This is a genomic window from Lentzea aerocolonigenes, assembly GCF_000955955.1.
GTDB lineage: Bacteria > Actinomycetota > Actinomycetes > Mycobacteriales > Pseudonocardiaceae > Lentzea > Lentzea aerocolonigenes_A.
On the sequence record NZ_JYJG01000244.1, the window covers coordinates 17877 to 38693 of the forward strand.

Genomic DNA, 20817 nt, shown 5'->3' on the forward strand with positions numbered 1-20817 from the left:
TCAGGTACCCGCTTTCACCCGCACCGAATCACGGGCTTCGTGCAGCCTGCCGTCCACCACGACGCGCGGCAGGTGCGGCCCGCTCGTGGTGTACGTGTGGGTGACCTGCCGGCCGCCCGCGGCACTGGTTCCGTCGCCGAAGTACCAGCGGAAGTCGCTGCCCGCAGGTGCCTGCAACGTGACGGTGTCGCCGCTGCGCTCGACGCCGATCGTGGCCTGCGCGGAGTCGAGCCCGAACCACGCCCGCAGTTGCTGGTTGCGCAGGAAGTTCTCGGCGTACTGCCGCGAGCCGGTGGTGTCGGGATGGGCGACGGCCGCGGTCAGGCATTGCACCGCCGTGGCGCTGTACCGGGGGCATGCCTGCTGTCGCAACGAGAACTGCTCGTCCTCGTGCGGCAGCTGCCAGACCTTGCGATCCGCCGCGAACGCCGCGTTGTCCAGCGTGAACAACCCGTCGCCCACCACGGCGAACGGCCCGTCGGCCGAAGCAGCGTTCGCCTCCGCGACGGCCGTCCGGTAGGCCTCGGCCGACTCGCGGGTGAACTGCTCGAACCGCTGCGGGGCCCGGCCGATGTTCTGCAGGCACAGCTGTTCGTTCCGGGCGGAGAACCCGCGGTCCGTGCAGAACCAGCGCGGTACGAAGCTCGCCCGGCTGAGCGCGTAGTAGAAGTCGACCACCAGCACCTTCGGCCGGCCAGGCAGGGAATGCGCTTTCTCGATCGCGTCCCGCATGCCCCGCCCGCCGTAGCCGACCTTGGCGCCACTGAAGTAGGGGACGTCGCGCGCGGGGTTCGTGGGCGCCGCACCGACACCGCCGCACTCGCGCCGCACCGCCGCCGGGACGTCCTCGGTGCCGGGCGTGATGCCCAGCGGGATGCCGAGCAACGGGTCCATGTCGTTGATGCAGCCGTTGATGATCACCAGGTCGGTCTTGGCCTGAGCAGCCTCGTCCAGCTGGCAGAACACGTCCGGCAGCTGCGCGGTGACCTCGCCGAGCTCCATCTCGCCGTCACCGTCGGGGTCCTGGACGTACTCGCCGGGGCAGGCCACGTCCGGGGCGTCGAGCACGGCGCCCGAGATCGAGTAGTCGCGGTGCACGAACCCGCGCCCGGTCGCCTTGCCGAGCAACGACGCGGTCAGCCGCGGGAACTTCTGGTGCTGGTCGACGCCCTGGTTCCACACCACGGAGTCGCCCACCGACACGACCCGCACGGGGTCGCAGCCGTCCGGGACCTCGTCGTGCCACACCTTTCCGTACGCACGGCCCGGTTCGCGCGCGTCCACCAGGAACTCGCCGCGGCCGGGCAGCGCGAAGTCCGTGCCGGTGCCGGTGATCACCGCGCCGTTCTGTCGAATCCGCCATTCGACGTTCTTGTTGGCAGGGTTGAAAAACGTGACTCGTCCCGTTGACGGTTGACCGCACACGGCCGTCACGTCGACGTCGAGGATCAGCGGGTAGTCAGGAGAAACTGCTGCTACGGCGGGGGTTGAGCCGGAGATCAGGACCGCGGCAACCACTGCGGGGAACGCCCTCATGGGCCGTCAGTTTACGGTACGGCAGCGTCTCGTTAGTCGGTCGTGCAACCCCAAATGTGTGAGGTGCGTTTCCTGCCCATGATCGACGAACCACTGGGAGGACGTACATGAGATTCGTACTGGGGATGCTGCTCTCCGCGGCCGCGCTGGTCGCGGGATCCGGTGTGGCACTGGCAGATGTGCCGTTGCCGCCGTACCCGACGGTGACGACGTGGGCCGACGTGAACGTCCGCACCTGTGAGGCCACGTCCTGCCCGATCGCGTGGACGCTTCCGCCCGAGACCAGCACCATCGGCATCTGCTGGACGCGTGGGGAGACCGTCCACGCCTACGGCATCTACAACAACATCTGGATCAAGGTGAGCTCGATGGACGGTGGCCGCTACATGGCCAGCGCCATCTTCTTCAAGGGCAACGAACGCGCGAACCTGCCGTACGAGAACGACTGCGGCGGCCTCTAGGGGCACGGGGCGTGGCCGCCTGCGCATGCACGGCGGCCACACCCCGAGTTACCGTCTGGGTGTGAGAGTCGTCGTGCTGTCCGACACCCACGCGCCGCGGTTCTGGAAGCGGTGCCCACCGGCCGTGGCCGCGCATCTGCGGTCCGCCGACCTGATCCTGCACGGCGGTGACGTGTGCGTCGCTCCTGTGCTGGACGAGCTGGCTGAGTACGCGCCCGTGGTCGCGGTGTGCGGCAACAACGACGGGCCCGACGTGGTGGCGTGGGGTGCGCCGGAGACGGTCGAGCTCGAGATCGAGGGGCTGCCGGTCGCGATGATCCACGACAGCGGTCAGAAGACCGGCCGGCTCGCTCGGATGCGCCGCCGGTTCCCGGCTTCCCGGCTCGTCGTGTTCGGGCACTCGCACATCCCGTGGGACGAGGAGCAGGACGGGTTCCGCGTCTTCAACCCCGGTTCGCCCACGGACAAGCGTCGTCAGCCGCAGGGCACGATCGGGCTGCTGGACGTTGTGGACGGTGTCCTGCTGGACGCGCGGATCGTGCCGGTCTCCTGAGCCCATTCAGCGAGTCGCGGCCCCAGCAGCTCGTAGACCAGCGGGTCGAAACCCATGCCGGTGTGCGTGCTGTGCACCTCGACGCACTCGGCGTACGGGTCCTGGCACAGCTGCCACGGCACGATGGCGTCCACTTTGGAGAAGACCGAGATCGCGGGTACCCGCAACGGTTCGGCGAGCGTCTTCACGTGCTCGTCGAAGCACGGTCCCCGCATGCAGTCGTCGTCGAGCAGCCCCGGCACTCCGGCGGCGGCGAGCCGGGTGAGGAACCGGGCGATGCGCATGACGTTGGGGTGCGCGCCCATCGGGTCGAGCACCGGACTGCCCAGCATCACCAGGCCGTGCACGAGCTCGGGATGCCGGGCGGCGGCGAGGCGCGCGATGCCGCCGCCACGGCTCTGGCCGAGCAGCACCACCGGACGACCGGTGCGCTCGACGTGCTTCTCGGTGGTGCGCAAGACCTTTGCCAGCAGTTCCGCGGTGCAGCCGACGGTGAACCCGACACCGGCGGCGGCCGGCCGGTAGCCGCGTGCCCGCAGCCACGAGGCGGCCGGTGACAGACTCATCTCGCCCGCGCCGAAGCCCGGCACGAGCACGACGCCCAGACCGTTGCCCTGTCCCGGATCGGCGGTTCGCCACACCGGATGACGCAGCAGCCTCGGCACGTCCCACAACGCCCTGACCACGCTTTCGCGTGCAGTGGATCGCAGCCCGTCGAACATGCCATTGGTTTGCCAACTATTCAGGCGCTAAACCATCTCCTCGTTCATCAGCAGGAACGCACCCAGGCCGTGGAAGTCGTTCACCGCACGGGGCCGGCGCAGGTAGTAGGCTTCGTCGCCCACGCTGGTGCCGACGCTGATGTCAGTGATGGCGGTCCGTCCGTCAGACCCGATCGAGACGTTGCCGAGCACTCCCCGATAGCCGCGACGGGCGACCGGCAGGTACGACGGGCTCAGCACGTGTTGTTTGACCGCCCGCGAGATCGTGTACGCGTACATGCTCGAACACGACGTCTCCAGCCAGTTGCCGGACACCTGCGGCTTGAGGGGAAGCTGGAACCACAGACCGCTCGCGTCCTGGAACCGCCGGTACCCGTCCGCGAGGTGCCGGACGATCTCCACGAGTGTGGCGCGGTCCGGGTGGTCGCGCGGCACGAGCCGCAGCACGTCCACGGTGGCCATGCCGAACCAGCCGACCGCGCGGCACCAGACCTCTGGCGACTGTCCGGTCCGCTCGTTGTAGGCGTGCCGCAGCAGGCCTTCCGGGTTCTTCAGGTGCTGGTAGTACAGGGAGAGTTGGTGGGTGGCGGTGTCGACGTCGCCCGCACGCGCGAGGAACGGCTGAGCCATGAACACCCCGTCGGCCCAGAGTTGGCCGGTGAGTGCGACGTTGTGGATCAGGCCGCCGTCGGACGTGCGCGGGTAGGTGGCGATGCGGTCGCGGATGCGCTGGGCGGCCAGGCGGTAGCGTTGTTCGCCGGTCGCCTGGGCGAGGTCGAGGAAGATGTTGCCCGCCAGCATGCTGTCGAGGTCGTTGTACGGGTTGCCGGTGCTGCCGTCGGCCCGCACCCGCGCGTCGCCCCACGCCTTGAGGTAGTCGAGGTAACGGCCTGTGCGTTGGTGCACCAGGTACACGCTGTGCAGGAACAGCGTGTCGGTGTAGCCCAGGCCGAGCGAGGTCGCCGGACGGGTCGCGATCGCCGAGTCGACGACGGCCGTCGACCAGTCGCGCGGGCTCGGGGCGTTGATGGAGTTCACGACGGTCAGGGAGTCGAGGTTCGGGCCGCCCTCGGCCGTCGTGGCGGTGGCGCGGATCGTGTGGGTTCCTTGCGGCAGCTCGAGACTGAGTGTCCTGGTCGCCCACGTCGTCCACGCGCCGGTGCTCTCGAACGAGACAGTGGCGGGCGTGCCGTCGACGGTGATCTCCAGCGGCCGGTCGGCTGTCGTTCCGTTGGCGTAGCGGAAGACCAGGTCGTGCGCAGCGGTGTGCGCGGTGTAGGCGGTGAACTCGACCGAGCTGCCGATCACGTTGTCGTAGTTGACGAAACCTGTTCCGGTGTAGCCGTCGTGGTTGGACTCGACGACTCCGCTTGTCCGTGCGGCGTGTTCGGCTTCGTAGATGGTGGTCGCGGCATTGGCCACCGGTGTGGCGAGGGCGGTCAGGGTGAGCGCGACCAGCCACACGGCTTTCTTGTCAGCCAACGGGATCCCCTTCGGTCACCGAGATGCTCTTGAGCGACGCCTGTCCTGGCCGCCATCCGGTCGAGACCGCCACGTACCTGGCGGTTGTGGCCGGTCCGTAGGTCCTGCCGTCTGCGCTGTACGTGACGGTGTGCGGCGGCACGGGTCCTTCTGTCCACTTCAGACTGACCTTGGCGCGGCGCACCGCGCCGAGGTCGACGACCATCCGGCCGTTGCGCCCTGGAGTCCAGGCGGTCTGCGGCGAACCGTCGACCGCCGCGGCCGGATCGCTCATACCGGGTGGCAGGACCGAGTTCGGGAACGTGACGCGGCCGAGCGCGAGGTCGTTGAACGGAAATGCCTGCGCGCCGGGCATGGTCACCGTGCGTTCGGAGCGCCCGAGCACGATCGCCAGCGTGGCGCCGTCGCGATGGGTCAGGGTGAACCGGGCAGGGCCGCCGCGGAACGTGACCCGTCGTGCGTCGTGCACCACGGCCGTGATGCCTGCTGGGATGCCTTGGGCGGTGAACCACGGCGCCTCGACCCTGGCGGTGGCGGCGGGCAGGGTGAGCGCGTACTCCGTGCCGTCGGACGTGGTGACCTGGGTGCCCCGGTACAGCCGGGTGCCGCGCAGCCGGACCGTTCCGGTGACATCGGTGTCCGACAGGTTGAAGAGGCTGAGGAAGCCGTCCGCGGTGCTCGCCCGCACCCGGGGCGGGCATTCCGGTACCGGTTGCGACGAGATCGACCGCAGGTCGGCCCGCACATAACCCTCGACGACTCCCGGCGGCAGGATGATCGTGTCACCCTGCACCGTGATCGGCTCGGACGAGCGGGCGACGAACCCCGCCCGTCCGTCGACGTCGAGCCAGCCCGCCGTGCTGAGGTCCGGCCGCGGGTACTCGGCCACCGTCGTCCACGTGGTGCCGTCGTTCGACGTCTGGATCCGATACGCGCCCGCTGCCGCAGTCTCCCAGCGCAACCGCGCTCGGCCCACCTTCGTGGACGTGCCCAGGTCGACCGCGAGCCAGCTGTCCGCACGGCCGCGTTCGGCGCGTGCGACCGCCCAGCGCGTGGCCGGATCGCCGTCCGTGGCCTTGGCCGGTTCGTAGCCGGTGTCGAACGACGACGCCGTGGTCCGCACACCGCGTGAGCCGTCCACTTCGAAGTCGAACAACGAGTAGCCGTAGGTGGGATGCGGCCGCACCCCGACCATCCGGACGTGCCGTGCATTCACCGCCGGAAACGTCAGCTCGTCGACCCGGAACGCCTCGCGCGCCTTGACCACGACCCTGCCCGCGGCACCCGTGTACGTGCGAGCACCCGTCAGTCCGGACATCCCGGCCATCGCGAGGTTGTGCACGTCCACCCGTCCAGGCCGGGGGAGGGCGCACACGACCGTGCCGGTCGGCAGGGTGGCGGTGCCGGCGAACCCGTCCGCGAACGCCAGCAGGCTCGCCGTGCCGTCAAAGCCGTCTCGAACCCCTTGGTACACAACGACGTTGCGACCGGTGACAGCAGCGGACGGCAGCAGCATCGGCGTGGACCCGCTGATCTTGAACAGCCAGTCGTCGTGCGCGGGCTGCCACGCGAACTTCGTGAACCCCGGCTTGGTCACCGTGCCCGCCCACGCGGCGGCGGACTGGTGGGCCAGCAGACCGGGCTCGGCGCCGTGGTCGATCGCCAGCGCCGCCCGTGCGAAGAAGTCCGGCGCAGGAGCGACCGGCGGGCGCAGTTCGTGCAGGAGATAACTGATCGCGAGCTCCGCGCGGGCTTCCGGCTCGTACTTGGCCTCGCCGGAGAACTTCGCGAGCCGGTACTGCGGCGGATGTGCCTGGTAGGCGAGCAGCCGGGACGCCAGTGCCGCCTCGGCCCACGCGGCCATCGGGTCCCGCAGCACGGTCGAGCGGAACGCGAGCGGGATGACGTCGCGGCCGTACAGGTGCTCGCGGTCGTCGACCATCGGCATCAGCGGCTCACCGGCGTCGCTCATCGTCGCGAGGATGGTGCGCCACAGCAGTTCCCCGTTGGGCTGCTTGATGAGCACCTCGGGCAGAGGACGACCCGCGAGCAGGAAGTGGATGGCGTTGCGGCCGGACGTGCGCCACAGTTCCGACTGGTAGTGCGGGCCGAACGAGCCGTGGTTCTCGACGATGAACGTGCCGTGGAGGTTGGCCGCGGTGTTGACCGAGATCGGCACACCGTCCACTGTGGATGGGTTGGCGAGGTCGGCTGCCGGCAGCCCGGCCTCGTTGCGGCTCCAGCGGCCGAACGCCTCGCGCCAGCCTGGTCCGTCGCCGTGCCAGGCGAGACCCGGTGCGAGCGACTGGGCGTAGACACCCATCTCCTCCAGCTTGGTGTCGCCGCGATAGCCGCCGGCCAGGCCGTTCGGGGTCCAACTGCCCGAACGCGGGTCGTTGCCGGTGCCGAGCGACGTCGTGTAGTCGGCCTGGCCACGCGCGATCGCCTCGACGTTCGAGCGGGTCGCCGCGTCCAGTTCGGTCCAGAGCAGGCGAGCGGCGAGCACGAAGTAGGACTGGAAAGTGGTGTCCCAGAACAGGGTTTTGCCCCACTCGGTGCCGCCGGCCAGCACGTTGCTCGCGGCGTAGTGCTTGATCGTCGCGAGGGTGTGCTGACGCAGCACGTCTTTCTCGACGCCCGCCAGCGTCGCGTCGTAGGTGCCGCGCGTGAGCAGGACGGCGTTGCCGAGCACGACCGCGAACCCGAAGTCGGTGCGCCGGTACCGGCCCGCGACCGGGTCGTACTGCGTCTCGGCCCACCTCGTGTGCCGCAGCAGCACCTCGTAGTAGGTGTCCTTCACCTGAGCGAGCGCGATGCTCGGTGCGGCGGCCAGCAAACCCGTGGCGTACAGGAACTGCCTGCGGTTGATCAGCACGTCAGCGCCGCCTCCGCCCAGTCCGCGTGGTCGAAGTTCCGACCGTCCCCGCCGTCGGTGACACGCAGGCTCAGCATCCGGACTCCCGTCACGTCCACGTCGATCGGCGCCGCCGCGCCCTTGCCATGCAGCACACCGCTGTCGTACAACGGTTTGTCGTCGCCGAACACCTGGAACGCCACCGAGCCCGGCTCCCTGGTCTCGTCGTCGAGGCCGATCCTCGCGCTGAACCGCGCGCAGTCGCGGCCGAGGTAGACCGAGACCTCGGACGGCGCGTGCACGCCGAGTCCCTTGGCATACGTGACACCACCGATGGACAGCGCCGTGCCATCGCCACCGGAGTTCTCGCCGTTGGAGCGGTCACGTTCGACCGGTCCCCACCCGTTGGTCTCGCTCATGAACGGCAGGTCGCTGACCCGCGCGCCATCAGCCGGGACCGGGGGAGGCACGAACGCCTTGACGGCCTGCTCCACGTGCACGCCTTGGCCGAAGGTCGCGACGATCGGCACGTCGACCGGCCCGGTCGGACCGTCGGCCGTGAGCTGCCAGCTGCCGTTGATCGACTCGCCCGGCGCGAGCTTGCGCCGCTGCACCGCCGGTCCGGTCACCGTCCAGCCCGTGGGCGCGATGGCGGTCAGCTCGACGTCACGGATTTCGGTGTCCCCGTTGGTGAACGTGCCGGACACGTCGACGGCCGAGCCGGGCGGGACGTCGGCGGAGGCTGGTGTGACGGTCAGCGTCGTCTTCGGGACCTGGCGGATCGGCTGGTCGCACGTCGGCCCGTTGCGGCAGATGATCGCCGCGAACCCGCCGTTGCGCCGGACGGGAACGCTGAGGGTGTCGGTGTTGCGCAGGACCTGCCGGTCACGCACGACGTCGGCGCGGGTGGCCGGGTCGCGGACCGTCTCGACCAGCCACTGCCCGCCGCCGAGGAAACCGAGCTGTGCCTTGAGAGTGCGCTCGTCGGTGGCGATGCCGCCGACGAACCACCGGTCGCCGCTGCGCCGGGCGACGACGGCGTGCGTGTCCGGGTCGCCGTCGAGCAGCCGCGTCTCGTCCCAGACCGTCGGCAGCTGGTCGAGATAGCGCAGCGCTTGCGGATGCCGTTCGTACGCCTCGGGTTTGTCCGCGAAGTGCGTCCAGCCCGACTCGTACACGACCGGCAGTGCGGTCTCGTGCGCGATCGAGGCTTCCCTCGTCCCGACTTCCAGGGACACCGGCGTGTAGTCCATCGAGCCGGCGACGTTGCGGGTGAAGAACTGCACCGGGTTGTTGGCGGCGGGCGGCATGTTCTCGGCTCCGCGCACACCCTCCATCGTCATCACGTGCGGCCAGGTGCGGGCCAGGCCGTGCGGGATCGTGGAGCCGTGGAAGTTGACCATCAGCTGCAGATCGGCCGTCTTGCGCAGAACCGCGTCGTACCAACGGTAACGGTCCTGCGAGTCGGACTCCATGAAGTCGAGCTTCACGCCCTTCGCACCCCACTGCTTGATCCTGGGCAGCACGGTGTCGCGTTCCTGCGGCGTGTCGAGGTCGCTCCACCGCAGCCACAACAGGATGTCCACGCCCCGCGCGCGGGCGTACCGGATCAGCTCCGGCACCCACTGCGCGCTCCAGCCCTCGTCGACCAGCGCGTACTCCCAGCCGTTGCGCGCGGCGAAGTCCACGTACTGCTTCTGCCGCGCGAAATCACCCGGGCTGGAGTGCTCGCTCAGCCACGACCACGCGACCTTGCCCGGTTTGATCCACGACCTGTCGCTCAGCAGCGCGGGCGTCGCCAGGTCGTCGACCAGCGTGGACGTGCTGACGGTGGCCAGGTCGCCGACGATCGCCGTGCGCCACGGCGTGGTCCCGGTCGACTCGGCCCGCGCGTCGGCCAGCACGACCTGGAACCCGTTGCCGTTCTTGCGCAACCTGCTGCCGGAGTACCTGCCGTCCACATCGGACTCGGTGAGCAGCGCGAAGTCGCCACCGGTCTGGAAGAGCGACGGGTAGCCGAACTCACCGCTCGCCGCACCCGCCGTCGTGCGCACGCGGTTGGCCTCGTACCAGGCGTTGTAGGGGAGCAGCCACGCCTTCGAGTCGGCGGGGAGGATGAACGACGACGCCTCCCCGGTGACGGTGGCGGCGTCCGGCAGCACGTAGCGGTAGGCGACACCGTCCGGAGCCGCGCGCACGACCAGGTCGAACGTTCCGGTGGAGTTGCGGAAGCCCAGCCGTGTCTCGGTCATCCGGGTGGAGCGGTGCAGCCGTTTGCCGGTCGACATCTCGTAGCGCTCGATGACAACGCGGTCAGAGCGCCCGGTGAACGTCAGGCCCTTCGTGAGGTCGGCGGTGGACGTCGTGAGGCCGACGGGAGCGGGCTGCAGGACGGTTCTGCCATGACGCAACACGGCCAGCGTCACGTTTCCGCTGCTCAAGGCAACTTTGGCGGTGACCTGGCCTGGTCCGGCGACGGTCCAGGCCGATGGTGCGGCAGTAGCGGGCACGGCGGGCAACAGCAGGGCGAGCACGATCGCGAGCAGTCGTGACATCGTTGTCAGCTCCCAGTGTGAGACCGCTCCCATGGTCTGAGGGCCGAGCGACGCCGGTCAAGGGGCTGATATTTATCAGTCCCGTTGCGGACATCCGGTCACATCACGACGATCTCGATCTCCGGGCCGAGCTTCGCGCCCTCCAGCAGCTCCAGGTCGTCGCCGCTCCAGAACTTGCCGGGGTCGTACCAGTTGGGCCGGCGCTTGGGCAGCAGTCCCATCTCCTCGTACGTCACGGCGACGATCTCGGCGCAGAAGGCGCTCTCCAGCGACGCATCACCCTTGGGACGCAACGGAACCCGCCCGCGCAGCCACCGCGAGGCGAGCTTCGCGGTCGAGGGGAACGGCGTGCCGTCCAGCCGCGCCACCGTCCTCAGCGCGGCGTCCTCCATCTCGCGCGTCACGGCGTGGTCGAGCTGCCGCAACCACGCCCGCTGCCCGTACTTGTCGTGCCACGTCACCACCGCGTCACGCAGGTCGTGCAGCTGCGCGCCGCGCTGGTGCGTGCCGCTCCACATGTCCTTGAGCGACTTGCCGAGCTCGGCGTGCCACATCAGCGGCGGCAGGTCGTCGATGACGACGGCCATGCCCACGTGGTTGACCGGGCTGTTCGTCATGGCCTGGATGGCCCGGTCCGCGGGGCTGCGGCCGCGGAACACCCACACGTCACCGGTGCGGGTCATCTCGACGGCTCGGTCCAGGGAAGTCGGCATAACTCGCTAGCCTAGGCACATGAAGCTGTGGAAGGTGATCGGTCTGGCCGCATTCGCGGGTGTCGCGGCGAGCGGCGTGGCCGTGGCCCGCAACCAGCGCCGCCGCGCCGCCTACACCCCGGACCAGGTCAGGGAGCGTCTGCACGAACGGCTCGCCGAGGCTCAGCGCCTGCCGTAGTCGCCGATGCCCCCGCCCACCATGGCCCCGGCCTCGGTGAGCCACCGGCTGAACGCCGCGCGGCGGCCGGTCTCGGGATGCGCGTGCAGGTAGGCCATCACCTCGGGTGAGGCCATGGTGCGGTAGATCATCACGAGCTGGGCCGCGGCGATGCGCGGGCGGGGCGAGTGCGCCGGTTCGCCGGTCTCCTCGGCCAGTTCTGCCGCGACGGCCACCTCGAAGCGTTCCCACATCAAGCGCATTCGCGCCTTGAGGCTCGCGCTGTCGCTGACCGTGCGGTGCAGGCGTTCCAAGTCGGCGACGGGGCCCGCGGGGCTCGCGGTCATCGTCTCTCTCAGCATGCTCACGACCGCGTCGAGCGGCGTCTGGCCTGCCGCGCGGTCGCGGATGTGGCCGACCAGGCTGCGCAGCACCTCGTCCTCGTCGTGGAAGACGAGGTCCTCCTTGGTGGGGAAGTAGACGAACACGGTCTTGGCCGCGATGTTCACCGCGTCGGCGATCTCCGCGACGGTGACGTTGTCGAACCCCCGCGCCGCGAACATGGCCTCCGACGCGTCCACGAGCGCTTGCCGGGTGAGCAGCTTCTTGCGCTCTCGCAGGCTCGGCCGCGCGTCGTCACCTGGCATTCCGGCACCGTAACACGGGACGAATCTCAGTAAGAAAAGTAACTCAGTTACTTTTGTGGTTCACTGTAGTCATGACGCAGAACGGGACGGGGCAGGTCGCGGTGGTGACGGGCGGGAGCAGCGGGATCGGCCTGGCCACCGCTGCCGAGCTCGTGCGGAGCGGCTACGAGGTGGTGATCGTCGGCCGTGACGCCGGAAAGCTGAGGTCGGCCGCGAATCGGATCGGTGGTGCGGTGCACGCGGTGGCGGCGGATCTCGCGACCGTCGCGGGCGCCGAGCGGGTGGCGGCCGAGGTGCGCGACAGGTTCGGCCAGGCCGACCTGCTGTTCGCCAATGCAGGGCGCTCCGACGCACCGCCGATCCTCGAAACCCTCGAGCACGACTACGAGCTCATGATGGCGACGAACGTCAAGAGCGTGTTCTTCGTGGTGGTCAAGTTGTTGCCGCTGCTGCGCGCGGGCGCATCGGTGGTCGTCACCAGTTCGGTGGCGGAAGCCAAGGGGCGGCCGGGGGATCCGCTGTACGCGGCGAGCAAGGCCGCCGTGCGCAGCCTCGTGCGCACGCTCGCGCTCGACGAGGCGGTGCTGAGCAGGGGAGTGCGCGTCAACGCCGTCACGCCCGGCTGCATCGCCACACCGCTCACCGCGCAGGCGGACCCGGAGATGCAGGCCGCGATCGACGACTACGTGACCGGCACCGTGCCGATGGCGCGCTGGGGCCGGCCGGAGGACGTCGCGCACGCGGTGCTGTTCCTCGCGGGTGCCGGCGCCTCGTACATCACCGGCTCGGAAATCGTCGTCGACGGCGGCCTCGCCCAGATCTGAAGGAGAAGAACCATGTCTGGACTGTCCACTGCGGACATCGTCATCCTCGGCGGCGGGCCTGCCGGGCTCGCCGTCGCGCGGCTGCTGCACCTGCGCGGCCTGTCACCGCGCGTGCTGGAACGCGACGCAGGACCGCACGCCCGTTCCCAGGGCGGCAGCCTCGACCTCGGCGAGCACGGAGGGCAGCTGGCGTTGCGGGAGATGGGGCTCGGCGAGAAGTTCGAGGAGCTCGCCCGCCCGCTCGGCCAGCGCCTGTGCCTCATGGACCCGGACGGCACGGTGCGGCAGGTGGTCGACGAGGGGAAGGCGAGTACCGGCCGGAGATCGACCGCCTGCAGCTCCGGCAGCTTCTGCTCGACTCGCTGCCGCCCGGCACGATCACCTGGGGCGCTGACATCGCCGGGGTGTCGCCGTTGCCGGACGGCCGGCACCGCGTGAGCCTCACCGGCGGCGGCCACCTCGACGCGGACCTCGTGATCGCCTGCGACGGCGTCCGCTCGAAGGCCCGCCCGCTCGTCACCGACGTGCAGCCCGCCTACTGCGGCATCACGTTCGTCCACGGCGACGTCACCGGACCTGAGTCGTTCGTGGCCCGGCACACCGGCGAGGGCATCCTGCACGCACTCGGCGACAACAGGGCGATCCTCGCCCAGCGCGCCGCCGACCGGTCCATCCGCGTCTACTTCGCGGTCCGCACGCCGGAAGATCCGTCCAGGTCGCAGGGTGCGTGGTTCGAGGACTCGGCCGCGATCCGCCGGCGCCTGCGCACGACCTTCGACGGGTGGAACCCCGACCTGCTGGCGGTCCTCGACGAGATCGACACCTTCGCCTACTGGCCGCTCTACGGCATGCCCGCGCACCAGCGATGGGCGCCGCACTCCGCGCTCACGCTGCTCGGCGACGCCGCGCACGTCATGCCACCGTTCGGCGGGGAGGGCGTGAACATGGCGCTGCTCGACAGCGTCGAACTGGTTCGCGCGCTGTTCGCTCCGGAGCACGGCACCCTCGATGAGGCGATCGCGGCGTTCGAACGCTCGATGCTCGACCGCATGACCGGCGTGATCGAGCAGGCGAACGCCGGTGGTGAACTGCTGCTGAGCGCGGAGGGCGCACAACCGCTGCTGGACCACTTCACGGGAGCCGTGTAGCGGCGTGGTGCCCGGAGAACAGCGCAAATGCGTCCCGCACTCGCCGTGAAGTGATCGAGGCAGCCGCGCGCACCCGTGACCTGCTGCTGAAGCTCACCGAGCAGCCGGGGCCACTCGTCTGAGGTTGTCCACAGAACGTTGTCAAGTGGAACAACACTGACACCGGACAACGAGATCTGCGTACCTTCGGAAGTGGTAGTACTCCGGGGGGAGCCAAATGCCGATCGTGTTGTCGGAACCCGCGCCCAAAGGCCGCGGACTGACGATTCTCTTCGAGTTGGAAGATCTCGCGCGAACCCGGTTCGCACCGGCGCCGCTGCCGATGTACGAGCTGGTGTTCACGGTGCACAGCGGGACCTGGGACCGCCTGCTGCTGCCGCAGATCCGGCCGCTCGCCGAACTGGTCAGACCGGGCCGGTTCATCCCGGACTTCTTCAACTCCGCGCGCCCCGACTTCGACGAGGCCGTGCGCCAGGTGCTCGACACGCCTTCCACGAGGGTGCGCGACCAGATCGCGAGCATGCTGGGCACGACGTCGCCGTGGCTGCGGTCGTTCGCGGCCGGCACCCCGACCTCGCGCCACGACCTGCGTTCCGCGTTGAACACGGGCTTCCGCGACCTGCTCGGCAGCAACTGGCCGGAGACGCGCCAGGCGTTCGACGCCGAGGTGCGGCTGCGGTCGTCGCAGGCGGTGTCGCGCGGGCTGGGGGACCTGCTCGGCAACCTGCACCCGTCGATCTCGTGGACCTCGCCCGCGCTGCACGTCGAGCTGGGCTGGGACACCGAGATCTCGTTGCGCGGCACCGGGATGCTGATCGTGCCGGTGCTGAACGGCCTGACCCGCCCGGCGGTGTCGATGTTCGCAGAGCCGCAGCCGCTGCTGTTCTACCCGGTGGCGGCACCGCAGCCGAGCGGCGCGAGCCTGGAGCTGGCTCTCGGGCGCACCCGCACGTTGGTGCTGCGGGCGCTGACCTCCGAGCGCACCACGACCGAGCTCGCCAAGCACGTGGGCATCAGCCTGCCCACCGCGTCACAGCACGCGACGGCCCTGCGCACCGCGGGGTTCGTGTCCACCCACCGCAACGGCCGGTCGGTCCGCCACCGCCTGACCAGACGCGGCTGGGAACTGCTGAATTGATCCTCTCGGAGGCCCGCATGACCGCACTGCCGCGGTACCGCACCGACCCGAGTCCCCGCGCGCTGGCTGCTCGGCTGCGCGCCCTGCTCACGGCCCAGGTCCCCGTCGCCTGTGGTGTCTACGCGGGCCTTGCCGCTCCTGTTGTCACGTCTGCTCTGCACGCCCGGATCACGCACGCGATGGCTGTGGCGTTCGTTTCCGGTACTTCCGCCGGGGTGCCCCGGTTCGAACCGCCGCCGTCCGCCCAGCTGCGGTTGCTGACCGCGGCCAGCTGGGGACGGCTCGACGGCGTGGGTGCGGACATGACGACCTTCCCGGTCGACCTCGCCTCCGAGCTGTGGTGGCGGGTGCACGAACGCGCTGGTGGTCCGCTGCGCACGGCCGAGCGCCGGGTCGCCTGCGATCTGTTGCTGCGCCTGGGATATCCGCAGCGCGCGGCCTCGGCGATCGGGCTCTCCGTCATCGACGCCCGCCACCACGTGCTCTCCCCGGAGCTGGCGATGGAGCAGCTCGCGGTGCTGCGCTGCCACGTGCCGGCCTCCGTGGTGGAGGCGATCGCCCTGCGCGGCGCGCGGTCAGGGCTCCCTGCTCCGGTGCGGCGGGAGCTGGCGTTGTTCGTGGTGTTCCGCAACGCCGCCCGCGGCGCCGACTCCACCTCGATGCAGGCGGCCGCCGCGCTGGCGGTGAAGGCGTCCTCGGAGCTGCCGGCGAAGGGTTTCGCCGGGATGCTGCAGCGCGCCCGGCTGCACCGGGCGCTCGCGGCGGTTCCCTTCGTGCGGCGCGACATCGGGGAGACTCACCGGCTGCTCGGCCGCGCGCTGGAGTGCCTGACGTCGGTCGCGCCGGACCCCTCCTCGGAGCTCGACCAGCTGGCGTGGGCCGACGAGGCCTACGCGCTGTACTGCTTCCTCGTGCAGACCCACCTGACGATCGGCCTCGGCGAGCGCGCGGTCGGGTACACCGACGAACTGGTGTCCTTGAGTCCCGGCGACGATCGGACGTGGGCGTTGCGCGGCGACGCGTTGGTGGCGTGCGGCCGGCTGGACGACGCGCTGGATGCCTACGCGCACGGCATGTCACTGGGTGGTTGGGGTGCGGCCCGGGCCGCACACCTCCGCGGGTTCGTGCTGGAAAAGCTCGGACGCGCGGCCGAGGCCGCTGCGGACTACGTGCTCTCGCACCGCATCGACCCGACCGCCTCGATCTCGGCGGGCATCGGGCAGGTGCGTGCACCTGCCCGTGACGCAGGCCGCCGCCGTGCGCAGGCCCGTGAGGTGCAGGTGCTCGCCGACCTCGCACGGGCCGGCGAGCAGGCTGTCCGTGAGGTCGTGCAGGCCTCGATGCGCCGCATCAGCTGAACGCTGGTCAGACCTCCCACCACAGGGCGGTGTCCGGCGGGAGGAGCAGCTGCCCGTCCCGCACGCCGTAGTACGACGACGCCAGCAGCACCGCACCCGGATCCGGCAGTGCGACGACCTCACCGGACAGGTTCACCGCGCACACGAAGTCGCCGCGCTGGAACCACAGCACGTCCGCGGGCCCGTCGACCCACTCGACACCGTCACCCGCACCGAGCGCCGGGTGCTCGCGACGGACGCGCAAAGCGTTGCGGTAGAAGGACAACATCGAGTCCTGGTCGCCCGCCTGCGCCTCCACGCTGAGCTTCGCCCAGTCGGCAGGCTGCGGCAGCCACGACCCGCCCGATCCGAACCCGAGCGACGGCCCGGAAGCCGCCCACGGCAACGGAACGCGGCAGCCGTCACGACCGCGCTCGGTGTGTCCGGAACGTTCCCACATCGGGTCCTGCAGCACCTCGTCCGGCAGATCGAGCACCTCGGGCAGCCCGAGCTCCTCACCCTGGTACAGGTACACCGACCCCGGCAACGCCAGCATCAACGCGAGAGCAGCGCGCGCCCGCCGCACACCGGTCTCGCCGCCGCCGTACCGCGTCACGTGCCGTTGCACGTCGTGGTTGGACAGCACCCAAGTAGTAGGCGCACCAACAGGAGCCACGGCGGCCAACGACGAGTCGATCACCGCGCGCAACGCCTCGGACGTCCACTCGGCGGTGAGGTAGTGGAAGTTGAACGCCTGGTGCATCTCGTCGTCGCGCAGGTACAGCGCGGTGCGTTCGGCGGAAGGCGTCCACGCCTCCGCCACGAGAACCCGTTCGCCCTCGTAGGAATCCACCACCGCACGCCACTCGCGGTGGATCTCGTGCACACCGTCCTGGTCGAAGAACGGCAACGCCTCGGTGCCCAGCAGCTTCAGCTGATCGGCGTGCCCGATGTCCGGCAGCCCCGGCGCCTTGATCATCCCGTGCGCCACGTCCACCCGGAACCCGTCGACCCCGAGGTCCAGCCAGAACCGCAGCACGTCGCGGAACTCCGCGCGCACCTCGGGCAGCTCCCAGTTGAGGTCCGGCTGCTCCGGGGCGAACAGGTGCAGGTACCAGGACCCGTCGGCCACTCGGGTCCACGCCGGGCCGCCGAACACCGACTCCCAGTCGTTCGGCGGCTGGTCGCCCACGCCGTCGCGGAAGATGTAGCGCTCGCGGCCACGCCCGGCCAGCGCCTCCTGGAACCACTCGTGCTGGTCGGAGCTGTGGTTCGGCACGATGTCGACGATCACCCGGATGCCGAGTTCGTGCGCGTCGGCGACCAGGGCGCGCACGTCGTCGAGCCCGCCGAACAACGGGTCGACCGCGCGGTAGTCCGCCACGTCGTACCCACCGTCGGCCATCGGCGACGCGTAGAACGGCGTGATCCACACCGCGTCGACGCCCAGGTCGCGGAGGTAGGGCAGGCGTGAGCGGATGCCGGGCAGGTCACCGACGCCGTCGCCGTTCGAGTCGGCGAAGCTGCGCACGTAGACCTGGTAGATGACGGCGTGCCGCCACCAGTCCTGGGACATGTCCTTGCCTTCCGGGTGGGGTGTGTCAGCGGTCCAGGAAAGACGCTGCAAAAGTTTTCCGCAAGTCAACATGAGGTTTTCCGCGAAATTCGGAGCTGGTCTGCAAACTTTTGCAAGCCGCGTAAATGCGTTGCGGCACTCCTGGGTCATCCGTCAGAGTGGATCTCGACGAACCGGAGAAGGGAGCCAGCCGTGATCCAGCACATGTGTCATCAGCACGACTGGTGCTCCTCGGCATGAGCTGACTCATGTCCCGGGGAGCCGTCCCGTCGCCGATGCGACGAGGCGGCTTTTTTGTTGCCCGTTGGTCCAATTGGCACGGACGCCGCGCTCTGGACGCGGAGATCGAGGTTCGAGTCCTCGACGGGCAGCTGTGACCGAAGCCGAAGCAGTCGAGGCGCCAGGTTGTGGTCCTGGTCGAAGCCGGTGCGAGTCCGGTCGGTCACCCCATCGCGCGTGATCCGGTGATCACTTGGGTCTCATAAGCCCGAGGTGCCTGGTTCAACACCAGGACGCGCGATACGACCCACGTCACGACGGTCGTGTGACGGTCTGCAAAGCCGGAGGACTGGGTTCGACTCCCAGGTGGGTCTCCAGGTGATCGAGGAGCACGTCGTGCAGGACGTCGTTGGTGGCCAGCACGACGCCCTCCTCGATCACCGTCACGCGCCCACCCGCCTCCCGCACGAGCACCGCCAGGCACGCCAGGTCGAACCGGTCCACGCCCGAGGCGAACACCGCGTCCACCTCGCCGGTCACCAGTTGCAGCACCGACACGTCGCCGTCGACGACGACGCATGTCCTCAACACCGGTTTCCTCTTGCCGTGCAGGCACACCCTGGCTCCGTCCAGAGCGTCTCGCGTGGACACCCGGCCCTCGGTCTCCCGTCCGTTCGCGATCACCCGGCACCCGATCCCGCGCCCGGCCGCCATCGTGATGCCCATCGACGGCAACGCGGACACCGCGAGCGCCGGTCCGTGTTCGTCCTCCATCGCCAGGTCCACCGAGTAGGTCGGCTTCCCGGCCACGAAGCGGGCGGTGCCGCTGATCGGGTCGATCAGCCAGCGCCGTCCCGAAGTCCCCGTCCGCTCCGGGCGTTCCTCGCCGGCGACACCGTCGCCCGGCACCGCCTCGGCCAGCCGTCTGCGCACCAGGTCCTCGACCGCCAGATCGGTCGACGTGACCACGCTGCCGTCGTGCTTGTACCGCACGTGAACGGTGTCCGAGCCGAACGCCTGCTCTGCCATCTCTCCTGCCTGGCGAACGATGTCCAACGCCAGGCGCATGTCGGTCCACATGGTCCGGAAGCTTGGCGCCGGGTGCTCGCCGCCGGTAACTGATGTAGCGTTGTGCTACATGATCGAGTTCGTGCTCGGTGAGTCCGACCTGGTCGACGTGCGGTTCGCCGTCTCACCGCTGAACGAGCTCACGCTCAGCCTGCGCGTGCTCAAGAACCCGGCCCGCCACCCGCTGCACCTGCCGTTCGCCCGCCGGATCCGGGACGTCGACACCGAGGTCCTGCTGGCGCTGTCCAACGAGCGCGGCTGGACACCGGACTTCCTCAGCCCCCGCCCGCACAGCCCGTTCACGCGGATCGAGGACGAGTTCGCCGCGCTCCGCGAGGTCTCCACGCGCACGATGCGACGCGACCTCCGCGCGGTGCTCGGCGACGTGCCCACCGTGCTGCGGGACCGCGACCGGATGCTCACGGCACTGGAGAACTACTGGCAGGTGGCACTGGCCGGGCAGTGGGACCGGATGCGCGCGATCCTCGAAGCGGACATCGCGCACCGGGGCCGCGAGATGGTCCAGCACGGCCTCGCGGCGATGTTCTCCGGCATCTCCGAACGGATCACCTTCGTCAGTCCCGTCGTCCGGGTGCTCATCAAGGGCGCCGAGCCGCGGCGGGTGGAGGCAGGGGGACAGGGGATCACGCTGGTTCCCAGCCTGTTCGCGCTGCGCACGGCGGTACCCGTGGATCCGGGCGCGCGTCCGTTGCTGATCTACGCGGCTCGCGGAGCCGGCACGGTGTGGGAGTCCGGCCGCGCCCGTGGTCCCGCGGCACTGGCGGGCGTGCTCGGCCGGGTTCGTGCCGACCTGCTCGCCGAACTGGGCGAACCGCGGTCCTCCACCGACATCGCCCGGCACGCCGGCGTCACGACCTCCGCGGTGAACCAGCACCTGCGCGCGTTGCGCGATGCCGGTCTGCTCGCCTCCCAACGACATGGCCGCAGCGTCGTCTACCTGCGCACCGAACTCGGGGAGGCCCTCGTTTCCCATTCACTGGGACGGGGAAGCAGTGCACCGGACCCGTCGTTTCACCGGACATGAGCTTCGCGGACGACTGGCAGACCTGGAAGACCGACCGGGAGAAGAGTCTGGCCGACCCGTACGGGTGGCTCGCGCTCGTCTCGCTCGACTGGCTGGAGACGGCCCCACGCAGCTATGACGGCCTACCGGGCGAGTGGTGGCAAGACGACGACGCGGCGTACTGGCGAGACGGCGCGGGCACGCAGCGGTTCGAGCTCGTGCAGAGCGGCCCCGGTGAACGTGTCTCCGTGGGGGACGTTGAGGTCGAGATCGCGCGCCGCGGCGGCTATCTGATCCGCGTCCACGACCCGAAGGCCGAGGTGTTGCGGAACTTCCGCGGCGTGCCGTCGTACGAGCCGCAGCAGCAGTGGGTGCTCGAGGGTGTGTACGAACCGTTCGACACTCCGATCCCCACGACCGTCGGCGCGGTCGTTGAAGGCCTTAGCCACGTGTACGAGGCACCAGGCCGTGTGCGGTTCACGCACAACGGCACCGAGCACACGCTGACGGCGTTCAACGGACGCAACGGCGGCCTGAACATCCTCTTCACCGACGCCACGAGCGGCGTGACCACCTACGCGGCGAACCGATCTCTGAACGCGACCCCGACCGGCGGCAAGGTCCTCCTCGACTTCAACCGCGCGACGAACCTGCCGTGCGCGTTCACCGACTTCGCCACCTGCCCGCTACCTCCCGCCGGCAACCACCTGCCGTTCGAGGTCGAGGCGGGCGAGAAGATTCCTCACGAGCGCTACTAGCGGCGCGACCCAGAACGTCGGCGGGTGATTCACGCTCAGTGGGAC

18 protein-coding genes, 3 tRNA genes and 1 pseudogene are annotated in these 20817 nt (G+C 69.8%); 13 read left to right on the plus strand and 9 right to left on the minus strand.

All coding sequences use genetic code 11. The annotated features are described in order from the left end of the window. On the minus strand, positions 1-1536 hold the full coding sequence (locus UK23_RS29050) for a PKD domain-containing protein (protein WP_045314851.1): 1536 nt from the start codon (positions 1534-1536) through the stop codon (positions 1-3). Between the two features lie 107 nt (positions 1537-1643). Between UK23_RS29050 and UK23_RS29055 the strand changes: the two genes are divergently transcribed. After that, complete coding sequence (locus UK23_RS29055; RefSeq protein WP_156213454.1) at positions 1644-1997, plus strand: hypothetical protein; 354 nt, start codon at positions 1644-1646, stop codon at positions 1995-1997. 61 nt (positions 1998-2058) lie between these two features. Then, on the plus strand, positions 2059-2550 hold the full coding sequence (locus UK23_RS29060; protein ID WP_045314853.1) for a metallophosphoesterase family protein: 492 nt from the start codon (positions 2059-2061) through the stop codon (positions 2548-2550). On the opposite strand, the gene UK23_RS29065 is transcribed toward UK23_RS29060, so the two are convergent. From UK23_RS29065 to UK23_RS29085, 5 genes are all read right to left on the minus strand, one after another. Then, a complete protein-coding gene (locus UK23_RS29065; protein WP_045314854.1) occupies positions 2472-3272 on the minus strand; it encodes an alpha/beta fold hydrolase in 801 nt (266 codons plus the stop codon). The two genes, UK23_RS29060 and UK23_RS29065, sit on opposite strands and share 79 nt — an antisense overlap. 27 nt (positions 3273-3299) lie before the next feature. Beyond that, positions 3300-4754: a glycoside hydrolase family 88 protein gene (locus UK23_RS29070; protein ID WP_196777937.1), complete on the minus strand. Its 1455-nt coding sequence runs from the start codon at positions 4752-4754 to the stop codon at positions 3300-3302. Then, positions 4747-7629: a discoidin domain-containing protein gene (locus tag UK23_RS29075; protein ID WP_045314855.1), complete on the minus strand. Its 2883-nt coding sequence runs from the start codon at positions 7627-7629 to the stop codon at positions 4747-4749. Before UK23_RS29075 ends, UK23_RS29070 begins: the two co-directional genes overlap by 8 nt. Beyond that, positions 7623-10163 (minus strand): glycoside hydrolase family 97 catalytic domain-containing protein, encoded by a 2541-nt coding sequence (locus UK23_RS29080; protein ID WP_082115062.1) that lies wholly within the window; start codon positions 10161-10163, stop codon positions 7623-7625. Before UK23_RS29080 ends, UK23_RS29075 begins: the two co-directional genes overlap by 7 nt. Positions 10164-10261: 98 nt before the next feature. Further along, a complete protein-coding gene (locus tag UK23_RS29085) occupies positions 10262-10876 on the minus strand; it encodes a hypothetical protein (RefSeq protein WP_045314857.1) in 615 nt (204 codons plus the stop codon). Positions 10877-10895: 19 nt separating this feature from the next. On the opposite strand from UK23_RS29085, the gene UK23_RS53005 reads away from it, so the two are divergent. After that, entirely contained in the window at positions 10896-11054 is a 159-nt protein-coding gene (locus UK23_RS53005) for a hypothetical protein (RefSeq protein WP_196777938.1), read from the plus strand. On the opposite strand, the gene UK23_RS29090 is transcribed toward UK23_RS53005, so the two are convergent. Beyond that, positions 11039-11680, minus strand: a complete 642-nt coding sequence (locus UK23_RS29090) for a TetR family transcriptional regulator (protein ID WP_052685159.1) — start codon at positions 11678-11680, stop codon at positions 11039-11041. The genes UK23_RS53005 and UK23_RS29090 overlap by 16 nt on opposite strands. A 71-nt stretch (positions 11681-11751) precedes the next feature. Between UK23_RS29090 and UK23_RS29095 the strand changes: the two genes are divergently transcribed. From UK23_RS29095 to UK23_RS29110, 5 genes are all read left to right on the plus strand, one after another. Then, entirely contained in the window at positions 11752-12504 is a 753-nt protein-coding gene (locus tag UK23_RS29095) for an SDR family NAD(P)-dependent oxidoreductase (RefSeq protein ID WP_045314858.1), read from the plus strand. A 12-nt stretch (positions 12505-12516) separates the two neighbouring features. Then, on the plus strand, positions 12517-12942 hold the full coding sequence (locus UK23_RS51950; protein ID WP_052685160.1) for an FAD-dependent oxidoreductase: 426 nt from the start codon (positions 12517-12519) through the stop codon (positions 12940-12942). Continuing rightward, positions 12909-13652, plus strand: coding sequence for an FAD-dependent oxidoreductase (locus tag UK23_RS29100; protein ID WP_052685161.1), 744 nt, complete (start codon positions 12909-12911; stop codon positions 13650-13652). The genes UK23_RS51950 and UK23_RS29100 overlap by 34 nt, the downstream gene beginning before the upstream one ends. Positions 13653-13869: 217 nt before the next feature. Next, the gene (locus UK23_RS29105) at positions 13870-14790 is read left to right on the plus strand and encodes an ArsR/SmtB family transcription factor (RefSeq protein ID WP_045314859.1); all 921 of its coding nucleotides are present in this window, start codon (positions 13870-13872) and stop codon (positions 14788-14790) included. 17 nt (positions 14791-14807) lie between these two features. After that, complete coding sequence (locus tag UK23_RS29110) at positions 14808-16148, plus strand: BTAD domain-containing putative transcriptional regulator (protein ID WP_045314860.1); 1341 nt, start codon at positions 14808-14810, stop codon at positions 16146-16148. A 7-nt stretch (positions 16149-16155) separates the two neighbouring features. Here UK23_RS29110 and UK23_RS29115 read toward each other — a convergent pair whose 3' ends face one another. Then, entirely contained in the window at positions 16156-17703 is a 1548-nt protein-coding gene (locus UK23_RS29115) for a glycoside hydrolase family 13 protein (RefSeq protein WP_045314861.1), read from the minus strand. Between the two features lie 298 nt (positions 17704-18001). On the opposite strand from UK23_RS29115, the gene UK23_RS29120 reads away from it, so the two are divergent. The 3 genes from UK23_RS29120 (at position 18002) to UK23_RS51960 (ending at position 18299) form a co-directional block, all read left to right on the plus strand. After that, positions 18002-18074, plus strand: a tRNA-Gln gene (locus UK23_RS29120). A 2-nt stretch (positions 18075-18076) separates the two neighbouring features. After that, positions 18077-18153, plus strand: a tRNA-His gene (locus tag UK23_RS51955). Between the two features lie 73 nt (positions 18154-18226). Continuing rightward, positions 18227-18299 (plus strand) — tRNA-Cys (locus UK23_RS51960). 88 nt (positions 18300-18387) lie between these two features. Here UK23_RS51960 and UK23_RS55100 read toward each other — a convergent pair. Continuing rightward, positions 18388-19002, minus strand: a pseudogene (locus UK23_RS55100) (inositol monophosphatase family protein); the annotation flags it as partial. A 58-nt stretch (positions 19003-19060) separates the two neighbouring features. Between UK23_RS55100 and UK23_RS29130 the strand changes: the two are divergent. Together UK23_RS29130 and UK23_RS29135 are read left to right on the plus strand one after the other, a co-directional pair. After that, a complete protein-coding gene (locus UK23_RS29130) occupies positions 19061-20035 on the plus strand; it encodes an ArsR/SmtB family transcription factor (protein ID WP_045314862.1) in 975 nt (324 codons plus the stop codon). Further along, positions 20032-20772, plus strand: a complete 741-nt coding sequence (locus UK23_RS29135; RefSeq protein ID WP_045314863.1) for a DUF1684 domain-containing protein — start codon at positions 20032-20034, stop codon at positions 20770-20772. Before UK23_RS29130 ends, UK23_RS29135 begins: the two co-directional genes overlap by 4 nt. Positions 20773-20817: the final 45 nt, after the last annotated feature.

Coding starts and splice junctions, on each gene's coding strand:
- UK23_RS29050 (WP_045314851.1), bottom strand. CDS start 1,536: ATGAGGGCGTTCCCCGCAGTGGTTGCCGCGGTCCTGATCTCCGGCTCA.
- UK23_RS29055 (WP_156213454.1), top strand. CDS start 1,644: ATGAGATTCGTACTGGGGATGCTGCTCTCCGCGGCCGCGCTGGTCGCG.
- UK23_RS29065 (WP_045314854.1), bottom strand. CDS start 3,272: ATGTTCGACGGGCTGCGATCCACTGCACGCGAAAGCGTGGTCAGGGCG.
- UK23_RS29080 (WP_082115062.1), bottom strand. CDS start 10,163: ATGTCACGACTGCTCGCGATCGTGCTCGCCCTGCTGTTGCCCGCCGTG.
- UK23_RS29085 (WP_045314857.1), bottom strand. CDS start 10,876: ATGCCGACTTCCCTGGACCGAGCCGTCGAGATGACCCGCACCGGTGAC.
- UK23_RS53005 (WP_196777938.1), top strand. CDS start 10,896: ATGAAGCTGTGGAAGGTGATCGGTCTGGCCGCATTCGCGGGTGTCGCG.
- UK23_RS29090 (WP_052685159.1), bottom strand. CDS start 11,680: ATGCCAGGTGACGACGCGCGGCCGAGCCTGCGAGAGCGCAAGAAGCTG.
- UK23_RS29095 (WP_045314858.1), top strand. CDS start 11,752: ATGACGCAGAACGGGACGGGGCAGGTCGCGGTGGTGACGGGCGGGAGC.
- UK23_RS51950 (WP_052685160.1), top strand. CDS start 12,517: ATGTCTGGACTGTCCACTGCGGACATCGTCATCCTCGGCGGCGGGCCT.
- UK23_RS29105 (WP_045314859.1), top strand. CDS start 13,870: ATGCCGATCGTGTTGTCGGAACCCGCGCCCAAAGGCCGCGGACTGACG.
- UK23_RS29110 (WP_045314860.1), top strand. CDS start 14,808: ATGACCGCACTGCCGCGGTACCGCACCGACCCGAGTCCCCGCGCGCTG.
- UK23_RS29115 (WP_045314861.1), bottom strand. CDS start 17,703: ATGTCCCAGGACTGGTGGCGGCACGCCGTCATCTACCAGGTCTACGTG.
- UK23_RS29130 (WP_045314862.1), top strand. CDS start 19,061: ATGATCGAGTTCGTGCTCGGTGAGTCCGACCTGGTCGACGTGCGGTTC.
- UK23_RS29135 (WP_045314863.1), top strand. CDS start 20,032: ATGAGCTTCGCGGACGACTGGCAGACCTGGAAGACCGACCGGGAGAAG.